This is a genomic window from Roseateles rivi, from assembly GCF_043555845.1.
In the GTDB taxonomy this organism is placed as follows: domain Bacteria; phylum Pseudomonadota; class Gammaproteobacteria; order Burkholderiales; family Burkholderiaceae_C; genus Roseateles; species Roseateles rivi.
The window spans coordinates 611,447-630,408 of sequence record NZ_JBIGHZ010000001.1 but is presented as its reverse complement, the minus strand read 5'-3'; the positions used below and the strand labels follow the sequence as shown (position 1 = coordinate 630,408).

At 66.1% G+C, this 18,962-nt stretch carries 19 protein-coding genes; 2 read left to right on the top strand and 17 right to left on the bottom strand.

Features of this window, described 5'->3' with window-relative positions; all coding sequences use genetic code 11:
- Window positions 1–3: 3 nt before the first annotated feature.
- Genes ACG0Z6_RS02815 through ACG0Z6_RS02785 form a run of 7 tightly spaced genes read right to left on the bottom strand, consistent with a single transcriptional unit; the run spans window position 4 to window position 7,026 of the window.
- A complete protein-coding gene (locus ACG0Z6_RS02815; protein ID WP_394458542.1) occupies window positions 4–1,221 on the bottom strand; it encodes a glycosyltransferase family 4 protein in 1,218 nt (405 codons plus the stop codon).
- Between the two features lie 26 nt (window positions 1,222–1,247).
- Window positions 1,248–2,342, bottom strand: a complete 1,095-nt coding sequence (locus ACG0Z6_RS02810) for a glycosyltransferase (RefSeq protein WP_394458541.1) — start codon at window positions 2,340–2,342, stop codon at window positions 1,248–1,250.
- On the bottom strand, window positions 2,339–2,932 hold the full coding sequence (locus ACG0Z6_RS02805; protein WP_394458809.1) for an acyltransferase: 594 nt from the start codon (window positions 2,930–2,932) through the stop codon (window positions 2,339–2,341). The genes ACG0Z6_RS02810 and ACG0Z6_RS02805 overlap by 4 nt, the downstream gene beginning before the upstream one ends.
- A gap of 2 nt (window positions 2,933–2,934) precedes the next feature.
- Window positions 2,935–4,233, bottom strand: coding sequence for a lipopolysaccharide biosynthesis protein (locus tag ACG0Z6_RS02800; RefSeq protein WP_394458540.1), 1,299 nt, complete (start codon window positions 4,231–4,233; stop codon window positions 2,935–2,937).
- Window positions 4,230–5,336: a DegT/DnrJ/EryC1/StrS family aminotransferase gene (locus tag ACG0Z6_RS02795; RefSeq protein ID WP_394458808.1), complete on the bottom strand. Its 1,107-nt coding sequence runs from the start codon at window positions 5,334–5,336 to the stop codon at window positions 4,230–4,232. Before ACG0Z6_RS02795 ends, ACG0Z6_RS02800 begins: the two co-directional genes overlap by 4 nt.
- A gap of 2 nt (window positions 5,337–5,338) precedes the next feature.
- The gene (locus ACG0Z6_RS02790) at window positions 5,339–5,932 is read right to left on the bottom strand and encodes an N-acetyltransferase (RefSeq protein WP_394458539.1); all 594 of its coding nucleotides are present in this window, start codon (window positions 5,930–5,932) and stop codon (window positions 5,339–5,341) included.
- Between the two features lie 11 nt (window positions 5,933–5,943).
- Window positions 5,944–7,026 carry a Gfo/Idh/MocA family protein gene (locus ACG0Z6_RS02785; RefSeq protein ID WP_394458538.1) on the bottom strand — a complete coding sequence of 361 codons (1,083 nt, stop codon included), beginning with the start codon at window positions 7,024–7,026 and terminating at the stop codon, window positions 5,944–5,946.
- 119 nt (window positions 7,027–7,145) lie between these two features.
- Between ACG0Z6_RS02785 and lysS the strand changes: the two genes are divergently transcribed.
- Window positions 7,146–8,684, top strand: coding sequence for a lysine--tRNA ligase (gene lysS / locus ACG0Z6_RS02780; protein WP_394458537.1), 1,539 nt, complete (start codon window positions 7,146–7,148; stop codon window positions 8,682–8,684).
- A gap of 57 nt (window positions 8,685–8,741) precedes the next feature.
- On the opposite strand, the gene ACG0Z6_RS02775 is transcribed toward lysS, so the two are convergent.
- From ACG0Z6_RS02775 to ACG0Z6_RS02745, 7 genes are all read right to left on the bottom strand, one after another.
- Entirely contained in the window at window positions 8,742–9,542 is an 801-nt protein-coding gene (locus tag ACG0Z6_RS02775) for an enoyl-CoA hydratase (protein WP_394458536.1), read from the bottom strand.
- 102 nt (window positions 9,543–9,644) lie between these two features.
- Window positions 9,645–10,208, bottom strand: coding sequence for a PEP-CTERM sorting domain-containing protein (locus ACG0Z6_RS02770; protein ID WP_394458535.1), 564 nt, complete (start codon window positions 10,206–10,208; stop codon window positions 9,645–9,647).
- An 82-nt stretch (window positions 10,209–10,290) separates the two neighbouring features.
- Window positions 10,291–11,454 carry a DUF3108 domain-containing protein gene (locus ACG0Z6_RS02765; protein ID WP_394458534.1) on the bottom strand — a complete coding sequence of 388 codons (1,164 nt, stop codon included), beginning with the start codon at window positions 11,452–11,454 and terminating at the stop codon, window positions 10,291–10,293.
- Window positions 11,439–13,181, bottom strand: coding sequence for a M61 family metallopeptidase (locus tag ACG0Z6_RS02760; protein ID WP_394458533.1), 1,743 nt, complete (start codon window positions 13,179–13,181; stop codon window positions 11,439–11,441). The genes ACG0Z6_RS02765 and ACG0Z6_RS02760 overlap by 16 nt, the downstream gene beginning before the upstream one ends.
- Window positions 13,182–13,254: 73 nt before the next feature.
- Window positions 13,255–13,692, bottom strand: coding sequence for a DUF3429 domain-containing protein (locus ACG0Z6_RS02755; RefSeq protein WP_394458807.1), 438 nt, complete (start codon window positions 13,690–13,692; stop codon window positions 13,255–13,257).
- A 2-nt stretch (window positions 13,693–13,694) separates the two neighbouring features.
- Entirely contained in the window at window positions 13,695–14,432 is a 738-nt protein-coding gene (locus tag ACG0Z6_RS02750) for a DsbC family protein (protein WP_394458532.1), read from the bottom strand.
- A 10-nt stretch (window positions 14,433–14,442) separates the two neighbouring features.
- Window positions 14,443–15,582: an FAD-dependent monooxygenase gene (locus ACG0Z6_RS02745; protein ID WP_394458531.1), complete on the bottom strand. Its 1,140-nt coding sequence runs from the start codon at window positions 15,580–15,582 to the stop codon at window positions 14,443–14,445.
- 194 nt (window positions 15,583–15,776) lie between these two features.
- On the opposite strand from ACG0Z6_RS02745, the gene ychF reads away from it, so the two are divergent.
- Window positions 15,777–16,868 (top strand): redox-regulated ATPase YchF, encoded by a 1,092-nt coding sequence (ychF, locus tag ACG0Z6_RS02740; RefSeq protein ID WP_394458530.1) that lies wholly within the window; start codon window positions 15,777–15,779, stop codon window positions 16,866–16,868.
- Between the two features lie 83 nt (window positions 16,869–16,951).
- On the opposite strand, the gene ACG0Z6_RS02735 is transcribed toward ychF, so the two are convergent.
- The 3 genes from ACG0Z6_RS02735 to ACG0Z6_RS02725 form a co-directional block, all read right to left on the bottom strand.
- Window positions 16,952–17,191, bottom strand: coding sequence for a hypothetical protein (locus tag ACG0Z6_RS02735; protein ID WP_394458529.1), 240 nt, complete (start codon window positions 17,189–17,191; stop codon window positions 16,952–16,954).
- A 212-nt stretch (window positions 17,192–17,403) separates the two neighbouring features.
- Window positions 17,404–17,955 (bottom strand): DUF3304 domain-containing protein, encoded by a 552-nt coding sequence (locus ACG0Z6_RS02730; protein WP_394458528.1) that lies wholly within the window; start codon window positions 17,953–17,955, stop codon window positions 17,404–17,406.
- Window positions 17,952–18,893: a DUF4123 domain-containing protein gene (locus tag ACG0Z6_RS02725; protein WP_394458527.1), complete on the bottom strand. Its 942-nt coding sequence runs from the start codon at window positions 18,891–18,893 to the stop codon at window positions 17,952–17,954. The genes ACG0Z6_RS02730 and ACG0Z6_RS02725 overlap by 4 nt, the downstream gene beginning before the upstream one ends.
- Window positions 18,894–18,962: the final 69 nt, after the last annotated feature.

Below are 18,962 nucleotides of genomic sequence, written 5' to 3'. Positions count from 1 at the left end.
TCCCTAACCCAAGGCGTCGATGAAGCGCTGTGCCAGCACCGGGTAGGTGTGGCGCTGCAGCACATAGCGGCGCCCGCGCTCACCCATGGCGGCCCGCTCTTGCGGACTCAGTGCCGCCAGCGTGCGCAGACCCTGGGCCACAGCGGCAGGGTCTTGCGGCGGCACGGTAAGGCCGCAGCCCGCCTCGGCCACGGGGTCGTTGCCCGCGTCCACGGAATGCAGCACGGCGCACTGCGCCATCATGTAGTCCATCAGCTTGTTGGGTGCGATGCCAAAACGGTAGATGGGCGTGCGCTGCCAGCCGATGTAGGCAATGTCCAGCCCCGCCAGCAAGGCGGGGATCTGCGCTTTGGGAATGGGGTCGAAGACCTGCACATGGCTCAAGCCCTCGCTGGCCACGCGCTGGCGCAGCCGCGCGGCCTCGTGCCCGCTGCCCACCAGCACAAAGCTCAGGGGCTCCTGACGCAGCGCAGCGGCGGCGTCCAGCAAAACGTCCAGCGCATTGGGCAAGCCCATGGAGCCCGCATAGCCCACCACGGTGCGCCCTTGCGCGCGCAGCGCTTGCAGATGCGCCGCCAGCGGCGCGTTGAGCGTGTGCGCTTCAGCGGCCTGCCAGTCGTCCAGCGCAATGCCATTGGGCACGATGTGCAGCTTGGCCAGGTCCAGCCCATGGGCGGCCATGTGCTCGTGCACGCAGGGCAGCATGGAGACGACCACATCGGCGTCGCGATAGGCGTCGTTCTCGGCCTTTTGGCACAAGAGCGCAAAGGGGTGGCGCGGCGACATGCCAGACAGCTCGATGGGCGAGAGCGGCCAGAGGTCATGCACCTCGTAGACCAGCTTGGCGCGGGCACGCCGGGCAATGCGCCGCGCCACCCAGATGTCCATGGGGTAGGTGCTGGAGGCGATGACGACATCGGGCTCGAAGCTGTCGGCCAGGATGTCGGTGTCCTTCCAGACATGGCGGCAAAAAGCCCAGATATTGCGCACGCGCCCCAGGCCATTGCCTTCGTAAGCGGGGGTGCGGTACCAGCAGTAGGAAATGCCGTCCAGGGTCTGCGCGCCGGGCTGGGGCTGGGTGGCGCGCACATGCGAGTGGCTGGCCGCCACGATGAGCACCTGATGCCCCTGGCGCACCCATTCGCGCGCCAGGTAGTAGGGGCGGAACTCCATGCCATGTTGTGGCGAGCCCGCGTAGTGGTTGATGAGCAGTATCTTCATGCAATCAGGGTGTCAAACAGCCGCGCTCAAGCGGCGGGGCTGAGGCTGTGCAGCCGCGCGACAAAGCGCTGCACAGCCGGGGCAAACAAGGCGTTGTCGGCCACCCAGGCGCGGTTGCGCGCACCGGCGGCGTCGGCAGCATCGGCATCGGGGGCGAGCTGCTGCAGGCGTGCGGCAAGCGCGTTCAGGTCTTCGTCCTCGCGCAGAATCAAACCACTGCGGTCCGGCCCCAGCAGCTCGTGGTTGGCGGGCAGGTCAGACAGCAGCGGCAGGCATTCATGGGCCATGGCCTCGAGCACCGAGACCGAGACCGAATCGCTCTCAGGCAGGCTCAGGTACCAGCGCGCTTGCGCGTAGTGGCGGGCTTGGCTGGCGGCATCGAGCCGGCCCACAAAGCTCACGCGCTGCGCCAGGCCCAGCTGCGCGCACTGCTGCTGCAGGGCTTCGCGCAAAGAGCCATCGTTGGCCACCACCAGGCGCGCTTGCGGCAGCTGCGCAGCCAGGGCCGCGAAGACGGTGATGACGCGCTGCGGGCGGTAGATGGGCTCCAGCCCGCGATTGGCGAAAAACAGCGCCGGGTCTTTGCGCGCGCTTTGGCGCGGCAGCTGCTCCAGCCCGAAGGGGAAGGTCATGACCTCGCCCGCACCCAGCTCGCGCATGCGCGCGCTCATGTGCTCGGAGTCCGACGTGGTCAGCGCACAGGCCTGCAGCACTTTGCGCGTGACCCAGGCATAGCCCCAGCCCTGCTGCGGCGTGACGAGGATGTCGCTGCCCCAGGCCGAGCCAACGATTTGCCCGCGCAGCCGCCAGCCCTGCTTGGCCACCCAGGCCAGCGTACCGTGCGAGGTGAGGTAGTGGGCGTGAATCCAGTCAGCGTCCACCCGCGCCAGCCAGGCCGCCAGGCGCGGCAACTGCATCAGCACCGAGAGGTTGCCCCCCGCGTGCTGGGGTGAGGTGTTCAGCGCCAGACGGCGGCTTTCGGGGATGAGGAATTGGAAGTCCGGCGCGAAGTCGCGCGACGAGGCCGCATAGAGCTGCAGCGCCGGGCGCTGTGCGGCCAGCGCGCGCGCCCACTTCAGCAGATGCGGGCTTTGCCCGTCGCCCAAGAGCACCAGCTTCATGGCGCCCCCTGCGGCAGCTCGCCGGCCCAGGCACGGTAGTGCTCGGCCAGCTCGGGGTGTTGGCGCAGCAGCTCAGCGTCACGCGTGCGCACGTCACCCACCACGCGGGCGGGTTGGCCGGCAACGATGGCAAAGTCCGGCACCTCGCCACGCACCTGCGCATAGGCGCACACCACCACGCCGCGGCCCAGGCGTGCGCCGGGTTCAATCAGGCTGTGCGGCCCGATGAAGCTGTAAGCACCAATCTCCACCGGCGCACTCACATAGCCCGGCAGTGGCTGCGGGTGCTGCACATAGTGGCGGCCCAGCAAGCGCACGCTGCGGTGCGAGCTGTGGGTGAGCACGCTGACGAAATTGGTGATCTGCACGCCCTCATGCAGGGTCAGGCCGCCTTGCGCGTCCAGAAAGTTGAACTGGCCAATGAAGACATGGTCTGCCAGGCGCAGGCCTTGAGCGCCTTGAATGCAGGTGCTCGGGGCAATGCGGGTGTGTGGGCGCACGCCGCGCGGGCCATCGCGCTCGCCAAACACCATGCGGTAGGCCAGGGCCTGCCAAACGGCACGGCGCCAGCGGTTGAAGTGGGAGCGCAAAGTCATGGCGTGCGGGGTGTGGAAGGGTCTGGGGTGAGCGCGTCTTGTGCGGGCCAGCGCGACCAAGTGGCCAGGGCCCAGAAGTAGTAGCCGAAGTACAGCAGCATGGCCGCCGACACCCCCCAGGCCGCACCGATGAGCCCACCACTGTGCCAGCCCAGCATGATGCCAGCCACAAAGGCCACCTGCCCCACCAGCGCCAGGCGCAAGGCCCAGGCTTGAGCGCGCCAGGCCAGCGTCACCACGCCCAGGGGTGAGGCCACGAAGTGCAGGGCCACATAGGGGGCCAGCGCCCGGGCCAGTTCGCCCGCATCGGTCCAGCGCTCGCCAAACACCCAGGCAAAGAGTTCAGGTCCCCACAGCAGCAACACCACGGCCAGCGGCAGGGCCAAGGCGCTCAGCGCCAACATGCTTTGGCGCACCAGGCGCCGCGCCGCCACGGGCTCGGCACAGGCCACCAGCTGCGGGTAGAGCGACTGCGACAGCGCTCCGCCCACCAACCCCGCCGGGGCCTTCAGATACCGCAGCGCCAGGGCCCAGTAGCCCGCGGCCGCGTCGCCACTCAAATGCACCAGCAGCAAGAGAGCCAGGCTGTCCTGCAAGGCCGAGGCAAAGGCGTGCGGGGTGTTGAGCAGCGGGAAGTCGCGGTGCAGCCGCGCCTGTGCCTGCCAACCGGGTGTGCGCCACACGGCCCACCAACGGCGCCAGCGGCCACCCGTCAAACCCAAGGGCGGGGCCGTGCGGGCCAACCACAGCGCAGCGGCCAGCGCCGCCAGCACCGGCCCCAGCAGCAAGCCCAGCGCACCAAAAGCCGCCAGCCCCAAGCCCAGCTGCAAAAGCGCTGCGCCGCCGTACTGCAGCACCCGCGCCCAGGCCAGGGCGGCAAAAGCCTGCGCTCGCGTGGCCCACAGCGTGAGGGCCTGCGCCAGCGCACCCGCGAGCACCGCCAAAGGCAGCCACAAAATCAGGGGCGAGGCGCCCTCGCCCGCTGCCGCCCAGGCCCACCACAGCAGCGCCAGCACGGCACTGGCCAGCGTCACGGCCAGCAGCACGCGCGCGCACAGCGCCAGCAGAGCCTGCGCGGCGCTGTCTTCGCGCGCCAGCGGCAGGGCAAATTCATAGCGCGCACAGCCCACCACGGCCAGATTGGTGGCCACGGTCCACAACAGGCTGAACTGCCCGAACTCCGAGGGCGAGTACAGGCGCGTGAGCCAAGGCCCCAGCAGCAGCGGCAACACTTGCGCGGCGGCACCGCCGGCCAGCAGCGTCAAGGTGCCACGCCACAGGGCGGAGACCCTCATGCCTGCAGCGCCTGGCGCAAGGCAGCCACCACCTGGTCTTGCTGCGCGTGGCTGAGGTCCGCACTCATGGGCAGGCTCAAGACGCGCTGGGCCGCCGCCTCGGCATGCGCCAGCGAACCCACCACGCGGCAGTGCTGCTCATACGCGGGCTGGCGGTGCAGCGGGCGCGGGTAGTGGATGGCCGTGGGCACGCCCTGCGCTTTGAGCGCGGCCTGCACAGCCTCGCGCTGAGCCGCGTCTTGCAGCAGCACGGTGAACTGGGCCCACACGCAGCTGCGGTCTGGGCGCACCACCAAGCGCTGCAGGGGCAGTGGTGCCAGCAGCGCCTGGTAGCGCTGCCCCAGGGCCAAGCGCTGCTCGACTTCCCAATCAAAGCGCTCCAGCTTGGCCAGCACGATGGCGCACTGCAGCGTGTCCATGCGCCCGCCCACGCCCACGCGGGTGTGCACATAGCGCTGGCCTTGGCCGTGAACGCGGATCTCGCGCGCGGCCTGCGCCAACGCGGCGTCGTTGGTGAACAGCGCCCCGCCGTCGCCATAGCAGCCCAAGGGCTTGCTCGGGAAAAAGCTGGTGGCCCCCCAGGTGGAGAGCCCACAGCTGGGCCGCCCCTGGTAGAGCGCGCCAAAGCTCTGCGCGGCGTCTTCAATCACAGCCAGGCCATGGCGCTGGGCCAGCGCGTTGATCTCGGTCATATCGGCCACCTGGCCGTAGAGGCTCACCGGCATGAGGGCGCGGGTGCGCGGCGTGATGGCCGCCTCGATCAGCCTGGGGTCGATATTGCAGGTGTCAGGCTCGATGTCGACAAACACCGGCACTGCGCCCAACAAGGCAATGACCTCGGCCGTGGCGGCAAAGGTAAAGGGCGTGGTGACGATTTCGTCGCCCGGCTTCAGGCCCAAGGTCATGAGGGCGATGAGCAGGGCCTCGGTGCCGCTGGCCACGCTGATGCAATGCGCCACACCCACACGCTGGGCCAGCGCGGCCTCCAGCTCGGCCACCTCGGGGCCCATGATGTACTGGCCGTGGTCCAGCACCGCTTGCATGCGCTGCGCAATGCGCTCTTTGAGCGGCAGGTACTGGGCTTTGAGATCGATGAAAGGCAGCGTCATGGCGGGTTGTCTGAAGAGTCTTGAATCGGCACGCAGCCCTGGTCTTGCAGCGCATAGACCTCGCCCGTGGCGGGGCAGCGGGCGCGGCCGTCGGGGCCGAAATGCAGGCGCTCGCCGTGGCGGCTGACCCAGCCCACCTGGCGCGCGGGCACACCCACCATGAGCGCGTGTTCGGGCACATCGCCCTTGACCACCGCGCCCGCGCCGATGAAGGCGTAAGCACCGATGGTGGCACCACACACCACCGTGCAGTTGGCGCCCAGAGTGGCGCCACGGCACACGCGCGTGCGGCGGTATTCGTTCTTGCGCACCACCGCTGCACGCGGGTTGTAGACATTGGTGAAGACCATGGAGGGGCCGCAAAACACCTCGTCCTCCAGCGTCACCGCGTCGTAGACGGAGACGTTGTTTTGGATCTTCACGCCGCGGCCAATGAGCACATCGTTGCCCACATACACGCCCTGCCCCAGCGAGCAGTCGGCACCGATGCGCGCACCCGCACAGACATGACTGAAGTGCCAGACCTTGCTGCCCGCGCCAATTTGTGCGCCCTCGTCAACGATGGCGCTGTCGTGTTTCCAGTAGCTCATGGTGATGGGGCTCAAAACACCAGCGGCAGGCCCACGCGCTGCCCGTCGCGCGCGCTGCGGTAGGCCGCAATCAAGAGCTCCAGCGAGCGCAGGCCTTCGTAGCCGTCCACATGCGCCTGGGCATGCCCGCGCAGCGTCTGGATGACGTTGTCGTAATAGGCCGTGTGGCCAAAGCCGTAAACGCTGGTGGTGTCGTAGCTCGACGCGGCCACCAGGGCGTCATCCTCGTGCGGGGTGTCAAAAGCCCAGTGCTCGATCTTGTTCACCGCCGTGCCGCCAATGCGCACCGTGCCGCGCTCGCCCAGGATGGTGATGGAGCCTTCGAGGTTCTTGGGGTAGGTCAGCATGGTGACGTTGATGCTGGCCAGCCCGCCGTGGCGCAGGCGCAGGCTCATCACGCCGGTGTCTTCGGCTTCAATGTCGCGCGCCAGCGTGGCGGTGTAGGCGTGCACGTTGTCCACCGGGCCCACCAGCCAGTCCAGCAGGTCCACGTAGTGGCTGGCTTGGTTCATGAAGGCGCCGCCGTCCATGTCCCAGCGGCCGCGCCAGCGGGCCGCGTCGTAATAGCTTTGCGGGCGGGTCCAGAACACGTTCACCGTGCTCATGAAAATGCGGCCAAAGCGCCCCTGGTCGATGGCGCGCTTGACCAGCTGCACCGTGGCATTGAGGCGGTTTTGCTTGACCACAAAGAGCTTGACCCCGGCCTCGCGGCAGGCGCGCACCATGGCTTGCCCGTCTTCGAACTTGGTGGCCATGGGCTTTTCGGTAAGCACATGGCGGCCCGCGCGCGCGCACTCAATGGCTTGCTGCGCGTGCAGCCCGCTGGGCGTGGCCAGCACGACCACATCCACATCGGCCTGGGCCAGCAGCGCCTGCAGCGAGCTGTAGCCCGGCGCACCGGTGAGGGCTTGAAATTCGGCCAACGCCTGGGGCTGGGTGTCGCACAGCGCCACCAGCTGCGCAGCAGGAGCGTGGCGCTGCAGGGCCTCAACGTGGTTGCGCGCGATGCGCCCACAGCCCACCAGGGCAAAGCGCAGCGGGCGCTGCGCGTCGTTGAGCATCGCGCTGGCGCCTGCGGTGATGTGTTCAGACATGTAGATGCGGTGGGGCCGCCACCAAAAGACCAAGCCGCTGATTTTATGTGCCGCCCCGCCGCCAGGCCCGAGTCGGCGGGGTGAATCGCTAAAATGCCCGTCGCAACAACGAGTGCATGATGAGCCACACCCCTGCCCCTGAACACGGCGCTGCCGCCACCCCCGCCCACGATGACAACCAACTGATCGCCGAGCGCCGCGAAAAACTCGCTGCGCTGCGTGCTCAGGCCCAGGCCAAGGGCGTGGCCGCCTTCCCCAACGACTTCAAACCCCGTGACCGCGCCCTGCCCCTGCAGCAACGCTGGGGCGATGTGGCCAACGAAACGCTCGAACCCCAGGCTGTGGCGGTGAGCGTGGGTGGGCGCATGATGCTCAAGCGCATCATGGGCAAGGCCAGCTTTGCCACGCTGCAAGACGCCACCGGACGCATCCAGCTCTTTCTCTCCAAAGACGCGCTGGGCGAAGAGGCCTACAACGACTTCAAGCACTACGACCTGGGCGACATCCTGGGTGCCGAGGGCACGCTGTTTCGCACCCGCACGGGCGAACTCTCCATCAAGGTCACCACACTCAAGCTGCTGACCAAGAGCCTGCGCCCGCTGCCCGACAAGTTCCACGGCATGGCCGACCAGGAGCAGAAGTACCGCCAGCGCTATGTGGACCTGATCACCGACGAGCACGCACGCGAGCGCTTTGTGGCGCGCTCCAAGGCCGTGTCTTCCATCCGCAACCACATGGTGGAGCACGGCTTTTTGGAAGTCGAAACGCCCATGCTGCACCCCATTCCCGGCGGTGCCAACGCACGGCCTTTCGTGACGCACCACAACGCGCTGGACCAGCAGATGTTCCTGCGCATTGCGCCTGAGCTCTACCTCAAGCGCCTGGTGGTGGGCGGTTTTGAGCGGGTGTTTGAGATCAACCGCAACTTCCGCAACGAAGGCATCTCGGTGCGCCACAACCCCGAGTTCACCATGATGGAGTTCTACGCGGCGTACTGGAACCACCACGACATGATGGACTTCACCGAGGAGCTGATCCGCCACGCCGCACGCGCGGCCACGGGCAGCGCACGGGTGAGCTACGCGGGCAAGGAAGTGCATCTGGACGAACCCTTCGCCCGCCTGTCGGTGCGCGAGTCGCTCATCCAGCACGCTGGGCTGACGCCTGAGCAAGCCGACAACGCCGAGGTGCTGCGCGAGCGCATCCTCGCCGCCGGCGAGGATGCGCTCGCGCACTGGAGCCTGGCGGAACTGCAGTTCGGCCTGTTTGAAGCCGTGGTGGAAGAGAAGCTCTGGCAACCCACCTACATCATTGACTACCCGGTGGAAGTCTCGCCCCTGGCCCGCGCCTCGGACGCCGACCCCAAGATCACCGAGCGCTTTGAGCTCTTCATCACCGGGCGCGAGTACGCCAACGGCTTCTCGGAGCTGAACGACGCCGAAGACCAGGCCGCGCGCTTCCAGGCCCAAGTGGCCAACAAAGACGCGGGCGACGAAGAGGCGATGTTCTTTGACGCGGACTTCATCCGCGCGCTGGAATACGGCATGCCCCCCACAGGCGGCTGCGGCATCGGCATCGACCGCCTGGTGATGCTGCTCACCGACAGCCCCTCCATCCGCGACGTGGTGCTGTTCCCGGCCCTGCGCCGCGAGGCCTAAGGCCTCTCCACACACCGGGGCCGCCAGGGCCCCGGTCATGGCCTCACCTTCAGCCGCTCAGGCCTTGCCGTGGCGGAACTGCGGCGCGCGCTTTTCCAAGAAGGCGGCCATGCCTTCTTTTTGGTCGGGCGTGCCAAAGAGCGAGTGGAAGGTGCGGCGCTCGACGGCCACGGTGTCGCTGAGCGGACCTTCAAAGGCGCGGTTCACCAGTTCCTTCATGAGCACGGCCACGGGCGCGCTCATGGCATTGATGGCTTCGGCGGCGGACAGCGCTTCATCAAGCAGCTGCTCGGCCGGCACCACGCGCGACACCAGGCCCGCGCGCTCGGCTTCGGCAGCGTCCATCATGCGTGCGGTCAGCAGCAAGTCCATGGCCTTGCTCTTGCCGATGGCGCGCGGCAGGCGCTGTGTGCCGCCCGCTCCGGGCGTGACAGCCAGCTTGATTTCGGGTTGGCCGAATTTGGCCGTGTCGGCGGCGATGATGAAGTCGCACATCATGGCCAGCTCGCAACCACCGCCCAGCGCAAAACCTGCAACCGCAGCGATGACGGGCTTTCTCACGCGCAGGATGTGCTCCCAGTTGCGCGTAATCATGTTCTCGCGAATGGCGCGCATGTAGTCGTACTGCGCCAGCGTGGGGATGTCGGCCCCGGCGGCAAACGCGCGCTCGCTGCCGGTCAAGACAATGCAGCCAATGCCTTCGTCAGCATCAAACCCCAGCAGCGCATGGCCCAGCTCGTCAAAGAGCTGGTCGCTCAGGGCGTTGAGCTGCTTGGGCCGGTTCAGGCGGATCAGCGCGGTCTTGCGCTGGCCTTCGCCGCGAACCTCGGTGAGGATGCATTCGTAGGGGGCACTCATCGATCAAACTCCTTGGGTCAGAGGGGAGATACACGTAAGCGGGGGCGCATGCCCAGCATTCAACCCAAGGATAAGGGATGGCGCTGCCTACAACTCAGGGGCTTAGCCCTGCGCAGCCACAGAGCGGCGACGGCCCAACGCGCCCAACGCTGCCAGGCCTAGGCCCATGAGGGCGTAGGTGGCTGGCTCGGGTACAGGGGCAGGCATGACGTCACCAGGGCCGGTGATGGTGCTGCTGAAGGTCCCAGCGTCAATATTGCTGTAACCCGTGGTGACCACGGTGTAGGTGGTGCCCGTGTTGAGCATGTAAGAGAAGCCCGAGGTCCCGATGGTCCCCTGGAAGTCATCGTTGCCGATGAGTGCCCCGGTCAACGGGTCCTGCGGGTTAAAGCCGTTGTAGAGAAACAGGAAGTTATCCCAGCCCGCGGCCTGGCTCAAAAAGTCATAGTTGCCAGCAGCGGAGACAGTGAACGAGAAGGCTTGGTACTGCACATTCGTGCCAATGTTGGACAACACACTGAGCGACTCCACCAGCCGGTTGTAGGTGGGGCCCCCAGATGTGTCTGCACCATAGCTGTAGGTACCAGCCCACGCGCCGACACCCATGAGCGCCAAGGCGGCACCCGCCACCAGAGACTTGAGCTTGAATCGCGAAAGTTGTGACATTTCGTTTCCCCCAAATTGGATCCGGCGCCGCGTGCGACATGCTACGGTGTCCGAATTTCGTGAAATAGTTCACGCCCAAAACCTAGTTGGACATTGCAGGGGTTTCAACCAAACCACTTGTTCCGAGGTTCATCTCCCCCCGGGATTTGGGGGGGTCAATGGCGGTTTGCAGGGGCAGTTGGCGCAGGTTCAGTTCAATCCAAACGCCGCTGCCTTGCGCCATGCGCAAGCGCACAGGCAGGTATTGAAGGGTCGGTGCTAGCCATACCTCTGCCTGCAAGTCGCCACCGCTCATGGTCACGGCTGGGCGCAGATGGATCAGCTCCATCTCACCCAAGGCCGTTGGCATGCGCTCGGAGGGGCTGGCGTCGTAACGCCAAGCGTAGAGCTTGCGGGGCAAGGCCAGCGGGAACTCGATGGCACCCCCGCCTTGCAACTGGCTGGCGCGGCTCAAGAAAATCCAACTGAGCTGCACAAACTGGCTGACCGAGTCCTGCACGCCCTCGGGCCGAGCCTGGGGCTGACCTTGGCCCAGGCGCAGCTCGTGCTCGTCAAACACGATGGCTGCGCGCCGGGGTGCGCCCAGCAGCAGCTGGGTTTCCTCGTCGTAGCGCGTGGGGCTCAGGCCCTGCGCGGTGATTTGCCCGTCGCTGCTCATGCGCCGCCGAACCAAGGGCGCCAGGCTGGGGCCGATCTGCACCTCCAGGTGGACTTGGTAATGGCGCCCCTGGCGCAGCCAGCGCACCTGGGCTTGGCCGAACACCTCGCCGCGGTAATAGCCGTGCAGACGGTAGTCCAGCTGCGTAGAAACAGGCCATTCGGGCCCGGGCTCGAAGGGGTTGACGCCCGACTCAGCAGGTGCGCTGGCGGTCGCTTCAGGGGCTGGCGCCAGCTCAGGCGAAGCAGTGGCCTTCGCAAGCTCTGCAGCAGGCGTCGCGGCGGATGCGGCCGAGGCAGGTGCCTCTGGCGGCGGAGCCGTCTCAGTCTCTGGCGCTGGCAACTCCTGCAGGGCCAGCGTCGTGGACTCGACCGCAGGTGTGGACTTGGCAGGAGCCGCTTCGGGCGCTGGTGCGGCGGGTTGCAGCTCCTGCACAAACTGCGCCTCCAGCAGCTGCGGGGCAGCACCCAGGCCGTCCAACCATGGGCCTTGCTGGCGCTGCCACCACTGCAGCAGCAGGGCGTGTGCAGCCAGCACCGCCAGCACCAGGGCGGCCGCCAGCAGCCGACGCTTCAGGCGCCCAGCCATGCGCGGCGCAGTTTTTGCGCGCGCGTCGTGGCCTTGTCAGACACACTCAAGGTCACGGGAGCGCTGGCCGTGGCCACCGCGCTGGGCAGCTGCAGCGTGAGCTCCAGCATGCGCTGGTCTCTCGCCACGCTCAGGCGCAGCTGCGAAGGGGCCTGGCCCTGCAAGGTCAGCGGCAGATCGTCGAGCTTGCGCACGCGCCAGCCGTTGCACGCAACGATTTCGTCGCCCGCATGCAAGCCGGCCTGCAGCGCGGCACCGCCATGCAGCACGTTTTTGACGCGCAGCGCGCCGCCCTCTTCGCTCACGCGCAAGCCCCATTGCTGGGCCAGCGGCATGGCCTCGTGGCTCCAGCGCAAGCCCATGCGCTCCAGCAGCGCAGGCAGCGGCAAATCGTCGGTGCCATGCACCCACTGGCGCACTTGCTCGGCCAGCGCTGCTGAGCCCAGCGTGCCCACGGCGGCCAGCACATCAGCCTCTTGCACCAGGCGGTCGGGGCATTGCGCCCACAGCTGGCGCATCAGCTCGTCCAGGCTGCTGGGGGCTTGGTCCTGGCTGCGCAGGCTCAAGTCCAGCGCCAGCGCCAGCAAAGCGCCCTTGCTGTAGTAGCTGACCACGGCATTGAGGGTGTTTTCGTCAGGCCGGTAGTACTTGGTCCACGCCTCCAGGCTGGACTGCGCCAGGCTGTGCTGCAGCCGACCCGGGCTGGCCAGCACCTGGCTGATGTGGGCGGCCATGAGCTTCAAGTAGCGCGCCTCGTCCAGCAGCCCGGCGCGCACCAGCATGAGCTCGTCGTAGTAGGACGTGAAGCCTTCAAACAACCACAGCAGCTCGGTGTAGTTCTCGCGGTCAAAGTCCAGCTGGGCGAAGTCCCGCGGGCGCAGGCGCTTGACGTTCCAGGTGTGGAAGTATTCGTGGCTGATGAGGCCCAGCAGCTTCAAATAGCCGTCGCTCACCTCGGGCTGACCCAGCCGCGGCAAATCGCGCCGCGAGGCCAGCAAGGCCGTGCTGGCGCGGTGCTCCAGGCCGCCGTAGCCCTCTTCTATGCAATTGAGCATGAAGACATAGCGCTGCATGGGCGCCGTGGGCTTGGCCCCATGCCAAAAGTGCAGCTGTGCTTGGCAGATGCGCTGTGTATCTTGCAGCAGACGCTGCAAATCCGCCACCGGCAGCTGACCGCTGACCACCAGCTCGTGCACCGCGCCGCCCGCTTCAAAGCTGCCGCTCCAGAACTCACCCAGCTCAAAGGGGTGGTCGGCCATGGCCTCGTAGCTTTGCTCGCAGTACAGCCCCGGCCCACGCTCAGGCATGGCCGTGGCCACACGCCACTGCGGCGCCCAACCCGACAGCTCAATGCGGTGCTCGGCGTCTTCAAAACCGTGGGCGCGCAGGCACAGGCTGGTGGGGTTGAAGAAGGCGCGCTGAGCGTCCAGATAGGCTGTGCGCACCGAGGTGTCAAAAGCGTAGACGCGGTAGCTCAGCTCCAGCGCCGCCGGCCCTTGGCAGGCCACTTCCCAGCGGTTTTTCTCGGTCTGACGGCAGGCCAGTTCACGACCGCCCTGGCGGGCCGTGATGGCGCCCAAATGGCGCGAAAACTCGCGCACCATATAGCTGCCGGGAATCCAGACGGGCAGGCTCAAGACCTGCAAAGACTGAGGTTGCGAGAGCGTGAGCGTGACCTCAAAGAGGTGGGCGTGCTCGTCCAGTGGTGCGATGCGGTAATGAACCATATGTCGATTTCTGCGGCCCGCTTGGAGCCCTCCCCCTCACACGCAATGCATCAGCCCCGGGCCGACGCCTTGCTCACAAGCCTTGAGCCGCCAGGAAGCAGCACAAGGCCGCGCCGGTGCTGAGTCGAAAGCGCATGGTCAGCCAGTCTCCTGCCCCCAGGCCCTTGTAATGGCGCCGGTCCACGCCGTAGCACACCAAGAACATGACACCATGCACCACCAGGCCCGAATGCGCAGGCATCACCGCCCCCACCCAAGCCACCGCGGCCACCAAACTGCCCCAAGCAAAGGGAAAGGGCGAGGGCACAGCCTGACGGAAACCCAAGCCCCAGTACACGCCGCCCAGCAGGCTCACCACCAGCCCCGCCCAGGCCTGCAGGCCCAGCGACACATAGGGCAGCACCTCGGGGCGCACCAGCCACACCAGCGCAGCACCCAAGGCAAAGGGCAGCAGTCCGGCGTAGCCCAGCCGCGGCGCCATGGGGTTCAGAGAGGTCGTGGAGTTGGGCATGTTCAAGGCTTGGTCTGGTTGAGCCGTTGTTCGACTTGGGCAGCGCTGAGTGCACCGGGCACGCGCGTGCCGTCTTCAAAAATCACCGAGGGCGTGGAGCCAATGTGGTGGCGCCGGATCAGCGCCTGATTGCGCTCGATGGCGTCGTCATCGCACTGGCCCGAGGGCTTGGGCAAGGTTTTGCCGTCCAGCATCCAGTCACGCCAGGCTTGCGTGGGGTTTTTGGCGCACCACGCCGAGCGCGCCTTCTCGGGCGAGTCACCGCCCAAAATCGCCACCACAAAGGTGTAGACGGTGACGTCTTTGACGTCTTGCAGATTGCGCTCAAACAGCTTGCAGTAGCCGCAGTTGGGATCAGCAAACACGGCAATGCGGCGCTTGCCATTGCCGTTTTTCCAGACGATGGCATCTTTCAGTGGCAGGGACGCAAAGTCGATCATGTTGATGCGGGTCAGGCGGTCCTGGGTGAGATTGCGCCGCGCCTTCAAGTCAAAGACTTCGCCCTCGATGAGGTATTGCCCGGTGGCATCGGTGTAGCGCAGCTCGTTGCCGATGCGCAACTCCCACAGCCCCGGCACGCCCGAAGGCCGCACTTCGTCGATCTTGATATTGGGCGGCAGGCGCTCGCCCATGGACTTGCGAATGGCGCCCTCGTTGGCCCAGCTCCCAGCCGAAGCACAGGCCAGCAGACCCAGACCCAGCCAACGCCGCGAGGCGTGTGTCAAAACAGATTGCAGCATGAGTGAGATTTCAGCGGCCCAAGGCCTGAGAAGTCAGCCAGCGCTTGAGCGGGGCCAATTGGTTGAGCAAGCCCATGCCTTGATTGCGCAACAGCGCCGACACGGGGTGTGAGCTGGCAAAACCGCGCAACAGCGCGTCCGTGAGTTCGCCCATGGTCCAGGTGGGCCAGGCGCGTGCGCGCTCGTAGCGGCGCAGCAGCTTGATGTCGCCCAGCGCGCGCCAGGGCTCGCGCTCGCTCAGCACCTCGCACAGCGCGCGCACATCGCCCAGTCCCAAATTCAAACCCTGCCCCGCCAAGGGGTGCACCTGGTGCGCAGCGTCGCCCAGCAACGCCCAGCCCGACCCGCACAGGGGCTGGGCACGGCCCAGGGCCAGGGGCCAGCTCTGGCGCGGGCTGTGCAGGGTCAGCGCCCCCAGCTCGGGCGCAGCGTCAGCACATGCGGCGTTGAGTTCGGCTTCGAATTCCAGGGGCTCCAGTGCCATCAGGCGTTCGGCCTCGGCCTCGGGCAGCGACCACACCAAGCCAAAAGACGTGCCCGGCTGCGGCTGGTCAAAAGGCAAAAGCGCCAGCACATCGGGACTGCGAAACCACTGGCGCGCCACGCCGGCGTGGCCCTGCTCGGCACACAGGCGCGCAGCAATGGCGCGGTGGCCATAGTCATGGCGCTGCCAGCTGCCGCCCTGTGTGGCCAGCAGCTGCGCGCGGCGCGCGCTGTCGCGGCCCTCGCACACCAGCTCCAGCGCAGCGGGCACGGCCTGGGCCACACGCTGCACACGCGCCGCGTAGCGCAGCGCCTCGTCCAGCTGGGCTTCCAGCGCTGCGGCGTCCACGATGAAAGCCAGCTCGCGCACGCCCTGTTGCCAAGCACTGAATTCAAGCTCGCTGCCCGGGCGGTCGCCGCGCACGCGCATGTCGTACACCGCGGTCGCCGCATCTTGGGGCAGTGCATCCCACACGCGCAGCTGCTGCATCAGCGCCACCGAAGCGGCGTTCAGGGCATAGGTGCGCACGTCCGCGCCCGGCGCGGCGCCCGAGGGCGCTGGGCGGCCCAGCAAAGCGACACCCAAGCCCTGGGCACCCAGCGCCAGCGCCAGGCTGCGGCCCACGGCGCCGTCGCCTCGGATCAATACATCCACACCGTTTGTCATGCGGCGCATTGTAGGAGCCTGCACCCCTGGGGCCCGTGGGTGCGCCCAGCGCGCGGGCTGCGCACGTAAAATCGCCGCCCAGCGCGCACCCTGTGCGCAAGCAACACGCACCGCAAGGCGCGTGCGCACACCGCTTTACCCACGCACGGCTGGGCAACTTGCTCCAGAGGCTGTGCCCTAATGAAAGCCCCAACATGAGCCTCAAATGCGGCATCGTCGGCCTGCCCAATGTCGGCAAGTCCACTCTCTTCAACGCGCTGACCAAGGCTGGCATTGCCGCCGAGAACTACCCGTTTTGCACCATCGAGCCCAATGTCGGCATCGTCGAACTGCCCGACCCACGCCTGCAGCAGCTGGCTGAGGTGGTCAAGCCCGAGCGCATCGTGCCTGCCATTGTGGAGTTCGTGGATATCGCCGGTCTGGTGGCCGGTGCCTCCAAGGGCGAAGGCCTGGGCAACCAGTTCCTCTCGCACATCCGCGAGACCGACGCCATCGTCAACGTCGTGCGCTGCTTCGAAGACCCCAACGTCATCCACGTCAACGGCAAGGTCGACCCCATCTCCGACATCGAAGTCATCCAGACCGAGCTCTGCCTGGCTGACCTCGGCACGGTGGAAAAAAGCCTGCACCGCTACAACAAAGTGGCACGCGCAGGCGACAAGGAAGCCATCGCCCTGGTGAAGGTGCTGGAAAAGTGCCAAGCCGCGCTGGACCAGGCCAAGCCCGTGCGCTCCATCGACTTCAGCAAAGAAGAGCTGGTGGTGCTCAAGCCCCTGTGCCTGATCACCGCCAAGCCCGCCATGTTTGTGGGCAACGTGGCTGAGGACGGCTTTGAGAACAACCCCTTCCTGGATCGCCTCAAGGAATACGCCGCGGCCCAAAACGGCCCCGTGGTGGCCATCTGCGCCAAAACCGAGGCCGAACTCTCGGAGATGAGCGACGAAGACCGAGCCATGTTCCTGGCCGAAATGGGCCAGACCGAACCCGGCCTGAACCGCCTCATCCGCGCCGGCTTCAGCCTGCTGGGCCTGCACACCTACTTCACCGCCGGTGTCAAAGAAGTGCGCGCCTGGACCATCCACAAAGGCGACACAGCCCCCCAAGCCGCCGGCGTCATCCACACCGACTTCGAACGCGGCTTCATCCGCGCCCAAACCATCGCCTTCGAGGACTTTGTTCAATACAAAGGCGAACAAGGCGCCAAAGACGCCGGCAAGATGCGCGCCGAAGGCAAGGAATACGTGGTCAAAGACGGCGACGTCATGAATTTCTTGTTCAACGTCTAAGGCCCCACCCACCGCAGCAAAGCCCCGTCGATACGGGGCTATTTCATTTCAGCGCCTTTGCAAGCAGCCCCCTGAGGCGCGCCTCAAGCGTGTATGCGGATCTGCAGAGAAACACCTTGATCGGGCTTGAAGTGCGACGCGTCAAACATACGCGCTACGTTCCTCCACTTTCTGCTTGGTGTATCTGCGTCACGGTTGTTGCCGGTGCCATCAAAAAACATGGCGAGGTGAATCACTGTGGAGCAGTCTTGAGACGGGCCAAGCGTTCCGGTTGGCACATCCCGGTTCGACGCTCGGGCCGCTTTCAGATCAGGGTTGGCCATCGCGGTGCCTCCGATACTTTTCGATCTCCTGCATGCCCCTCAGGTTGGGTCGGGGATAGTACTCACTCATCAACAGCTCAACATGCCCACCTGCACTTGGGCGGTGCAGCTGGGTTGGGTACAAGCACCCTGGCCGACCGCACTGGCTTTGCGCAAACCCGCCAGTGCACCCACGCGAGCTTGTGCCCCCTGGGCGGGTTGGGGCGGTTTGACTAGCGCCATTCTGGCCTCTTCCAATCGGGGTTGTCCAAGGGCCTCGGTTTACCCAGGCCGCTGGGATGTTCAGGATGGATCACATCGAATCGGCTCGAGTAAATCTTGACTTCATCGTTCAGCAGAAACATCACCTGCAAGTCCCACACCCGCTCGTAGGGCTCGATGGGGACGATTTTTTTAAGGGTCTTTCTTTCCCACCTGGGGGGCTTTTGCCCAATTGCAAACCCCGGGGGCAGTGGCGGGCATCGCTTTTCGTCGATGACCCGCCCACCACAATCCGAACGCACCCACTCCACCGTCACCTCCAAGCCTGGCCGCCATTTGGCGGGCAGCACGACGCAGCACACGTTGCTTGCCCCACCCTGCCCTATCCCCAGCCCACCTCCCCAGCCCCCATCCACGTAGAACTCTTGAATGCCCTCGCTGGTGTAGTTGTGCCCCACGATGGACGTGGGAATCGAGTCTTTGTCCGGCTCAGGGGCCTTGTAGCAGCCGGTCAGCAGCAGCACCACGGCAGCGCTCACCAGCCAGGTCCGGGTCTTTGTCATGGGGTAGCGTCCTCACTCTTATCCAAGGCTTGCCAGACGGGCGCCGGCCAGGCGGCGGCCCATTGGCCAAACGCCAGACCGCTGCTTTTGTAACTGGGCCACAGGGGTTGGACCAGGGCGTGCTGATCAAAGTCATCCCCCACGGCCAAAGCCAGAACCACGTATTCAAACAGCTCGTTGAGCGCGTTCAGCCCATGGTGGCGCGCCCGTTCGATCAAATGGCACAGCCTTTGGTGCACCTCCCCGCCCGGTGCATCAGGGCAGGCCTCAGGCATGCGTTCGTGCAATAGCTGGTACACCATATCTGGCTCGGCTTGGCGCAACATCAGGGTGTACTGCGCGTCGGTCAGCTCGATCGCCGGCGGGCGAAAGGGTCTGTCACCAAGCAAGCCTGAATCGGAAGAAGCTTGCGCGAATGCCTGGGTTTGCAGCGCGTGGCCCTGCCGGTGAGGCCAGCTCCATTGCTGCAGGCCAGCGCCCACCAGTTGGCGTTGTGGCTCGCTCAAGGCTTCCAACAGGTTTGCACTGACGCGGGTGTCGGCAAAGCGGCAATGCAACAGCAAGCCGTCTGCGGTGACAACGCGGGCCAGGCTGCTCAACGCCGTTTGCAACTGCGCCTGGTCTCGGTTAGCACACACCAAGGACCAAGCCGGGATGCCCGCGCAGCGACGAGCCCAACTCTGCAGAGCTTCCTCGCTCCACTCTGCAAGCGGGCTCACCAAGGGACCGTACTTACCCAGCGCAACAAATTGAGCCTCTGTCAGCAGGGGTTCCCAGGTCATGCCATATTGACGCTGCCAAGCGGCAAGCACATCAGCTTCCACCATGCTTGCGTCGACCAAGACGACCCAATGGGCTCTGCCTGCCTCATGGCGACTCCACCATTGACTGAGGCTCGAGGCAAAGTCCTCAGACAGTTCCGACCACGCAAAGTTCATTGCTCGCTCACTGCATCATGGCAAAGGGTGATCCAGCCTTCATGGCTGCCATCAAGCAAGGCGCGCAGA

What these genes read in the sequence shown, in the direction of transcription:
- ACG0Z6_RS02815 (WP_394458542.1), bottom strand. Translation starts at nt 1,221, where the DNA reads ATGAAGATACTGCTCATCAACCACTACGCGGGCTCGCCACAACATGGC.
- ACG0Z6_RS02810 (WP_394458541.1), bottom strand. Translation starts at nt 2,342, where the DNA reads ATGAAGCTGGTGCTCTTGGGCGACGGGCAAAGCCCGCATCTGCTGAAG.
- ACG0Z6_RS02800 (WP_394458540.1), bottom strand. Translation starts at nt 4,233, where the DNA reads ATGAGGGTCTCCGCCCTGTGGCGTGGCACCTTGACGCTGCTGGCCGGC.
- ACG0Z6_RS02790 (WP_394458539.1), bottom strand. Translation starts at nt 5,932, where the DNA reads ATGAGCTACTGGAAACACGACAGCGCCATCGTTGACGAGGGCGCACAA.
- ACG0Z6_RS02785 (WP_394458538.1), bottom strand. Translation starts at nt 7,026, where the DNA reads ATGTCTGAACACATCACCGCAGGCGCCAGCGCGATGCTCAACGACGCG.
- lysS (WP_394458537.1), top strand. Translation starts at nt 7,146, where the DNA reads ATGAGCCACACCCCTGCCCCTGAACACGGCGCTGCCGCCACCCCCGCC.
- ACG0Z6_RS02775 (WP_394458536.1), bottom strand. Translation starts at nt 9,542, where the DNA reads ATGAGTGCCCCCTACGAATGCATCCTCACCGAGGTTCGCGGCGAAGGC.
- ACG0Z6_RS02770 (WP_394458535.1), bottom strand. Translation starts at nt 10,208, where the DNA reads ATGTCACAACTTTCGCGATTCAAGCTCAAGTCTCTGGTGGCGGGTGCC.
- ACG0Z6_RS02765 (WP_394458534.1), bottom strand. Translation starts at nt 11,454, where the DNA reads ATGGCTGGGCGCCTGAAGCGTCGGCTGCTGGCGGCCGCCCTGGTGCTG.
- ACG0Z6_RS02760 (WP_394458533.1), bottom strand. Translation starts at nt 13,181, where the DNA reads ATGGTTCATTACCGCATCGCACCACTGGACGAGCACGCCCACCTCTTT.
- ACG0Z6_RS02755 (WP_394458807.1), bottom strand. Translation starts at nt 13,692, where the DNA reads ATGCCCAACTCCACGACCTCTCTGAACCCCATGGCGCCGCGGCTGGGC.
- ACG0Z6_RS02750 (WP_394458532.1), bottom strand. Translation starts at nt 14,432, where the DNA reads ATGCTGCAATCTGTTTTGACACACGCCTCGCGGCGTTGGCTGGGTCTG.
- ACG0Z6_RS02745 (WP_394458531.1), bottom strand. Translation starts at nt 15,582, where the DNA reads ATGACAAACGGTGTGGATGTATTGATCCGAGGCGACGGCGCCGTGGGC.
- ychF (WP_394458530.1), top strand. Translation starts at nt 15,777, where the DNA reads ATGAGCCTCAAATGCGGCATCGTCGGCCTGCCCAATGTCGGCAAGTCC.
- ACG0Z6_RS02735 (WP_394458529.1), bottom strand. Translation starts at nt 17,191, where the DNA reads ATGGCCAACCCTGATCTGAAAGCGGCCCGAGCGTCGAACCGGGATGTG.
- ACG0Z6_RS02730 (WP_394458528.1), bottom strand. Translation starts at nt 17,955, where the DNA reads ATGACAAAGACCCGGACCTGGCTGGTGAGCGCTGCCGTGGTGCTGCTG.
- ACG0Z6_RS02725 (WP_394458527.1), bottom strand. Translation starts at nt 18,893, where the DNA reads ATGAACTTTGCGTGGTCGGAACTGTCTGAGGACTTTGCCTCGAGCCTC.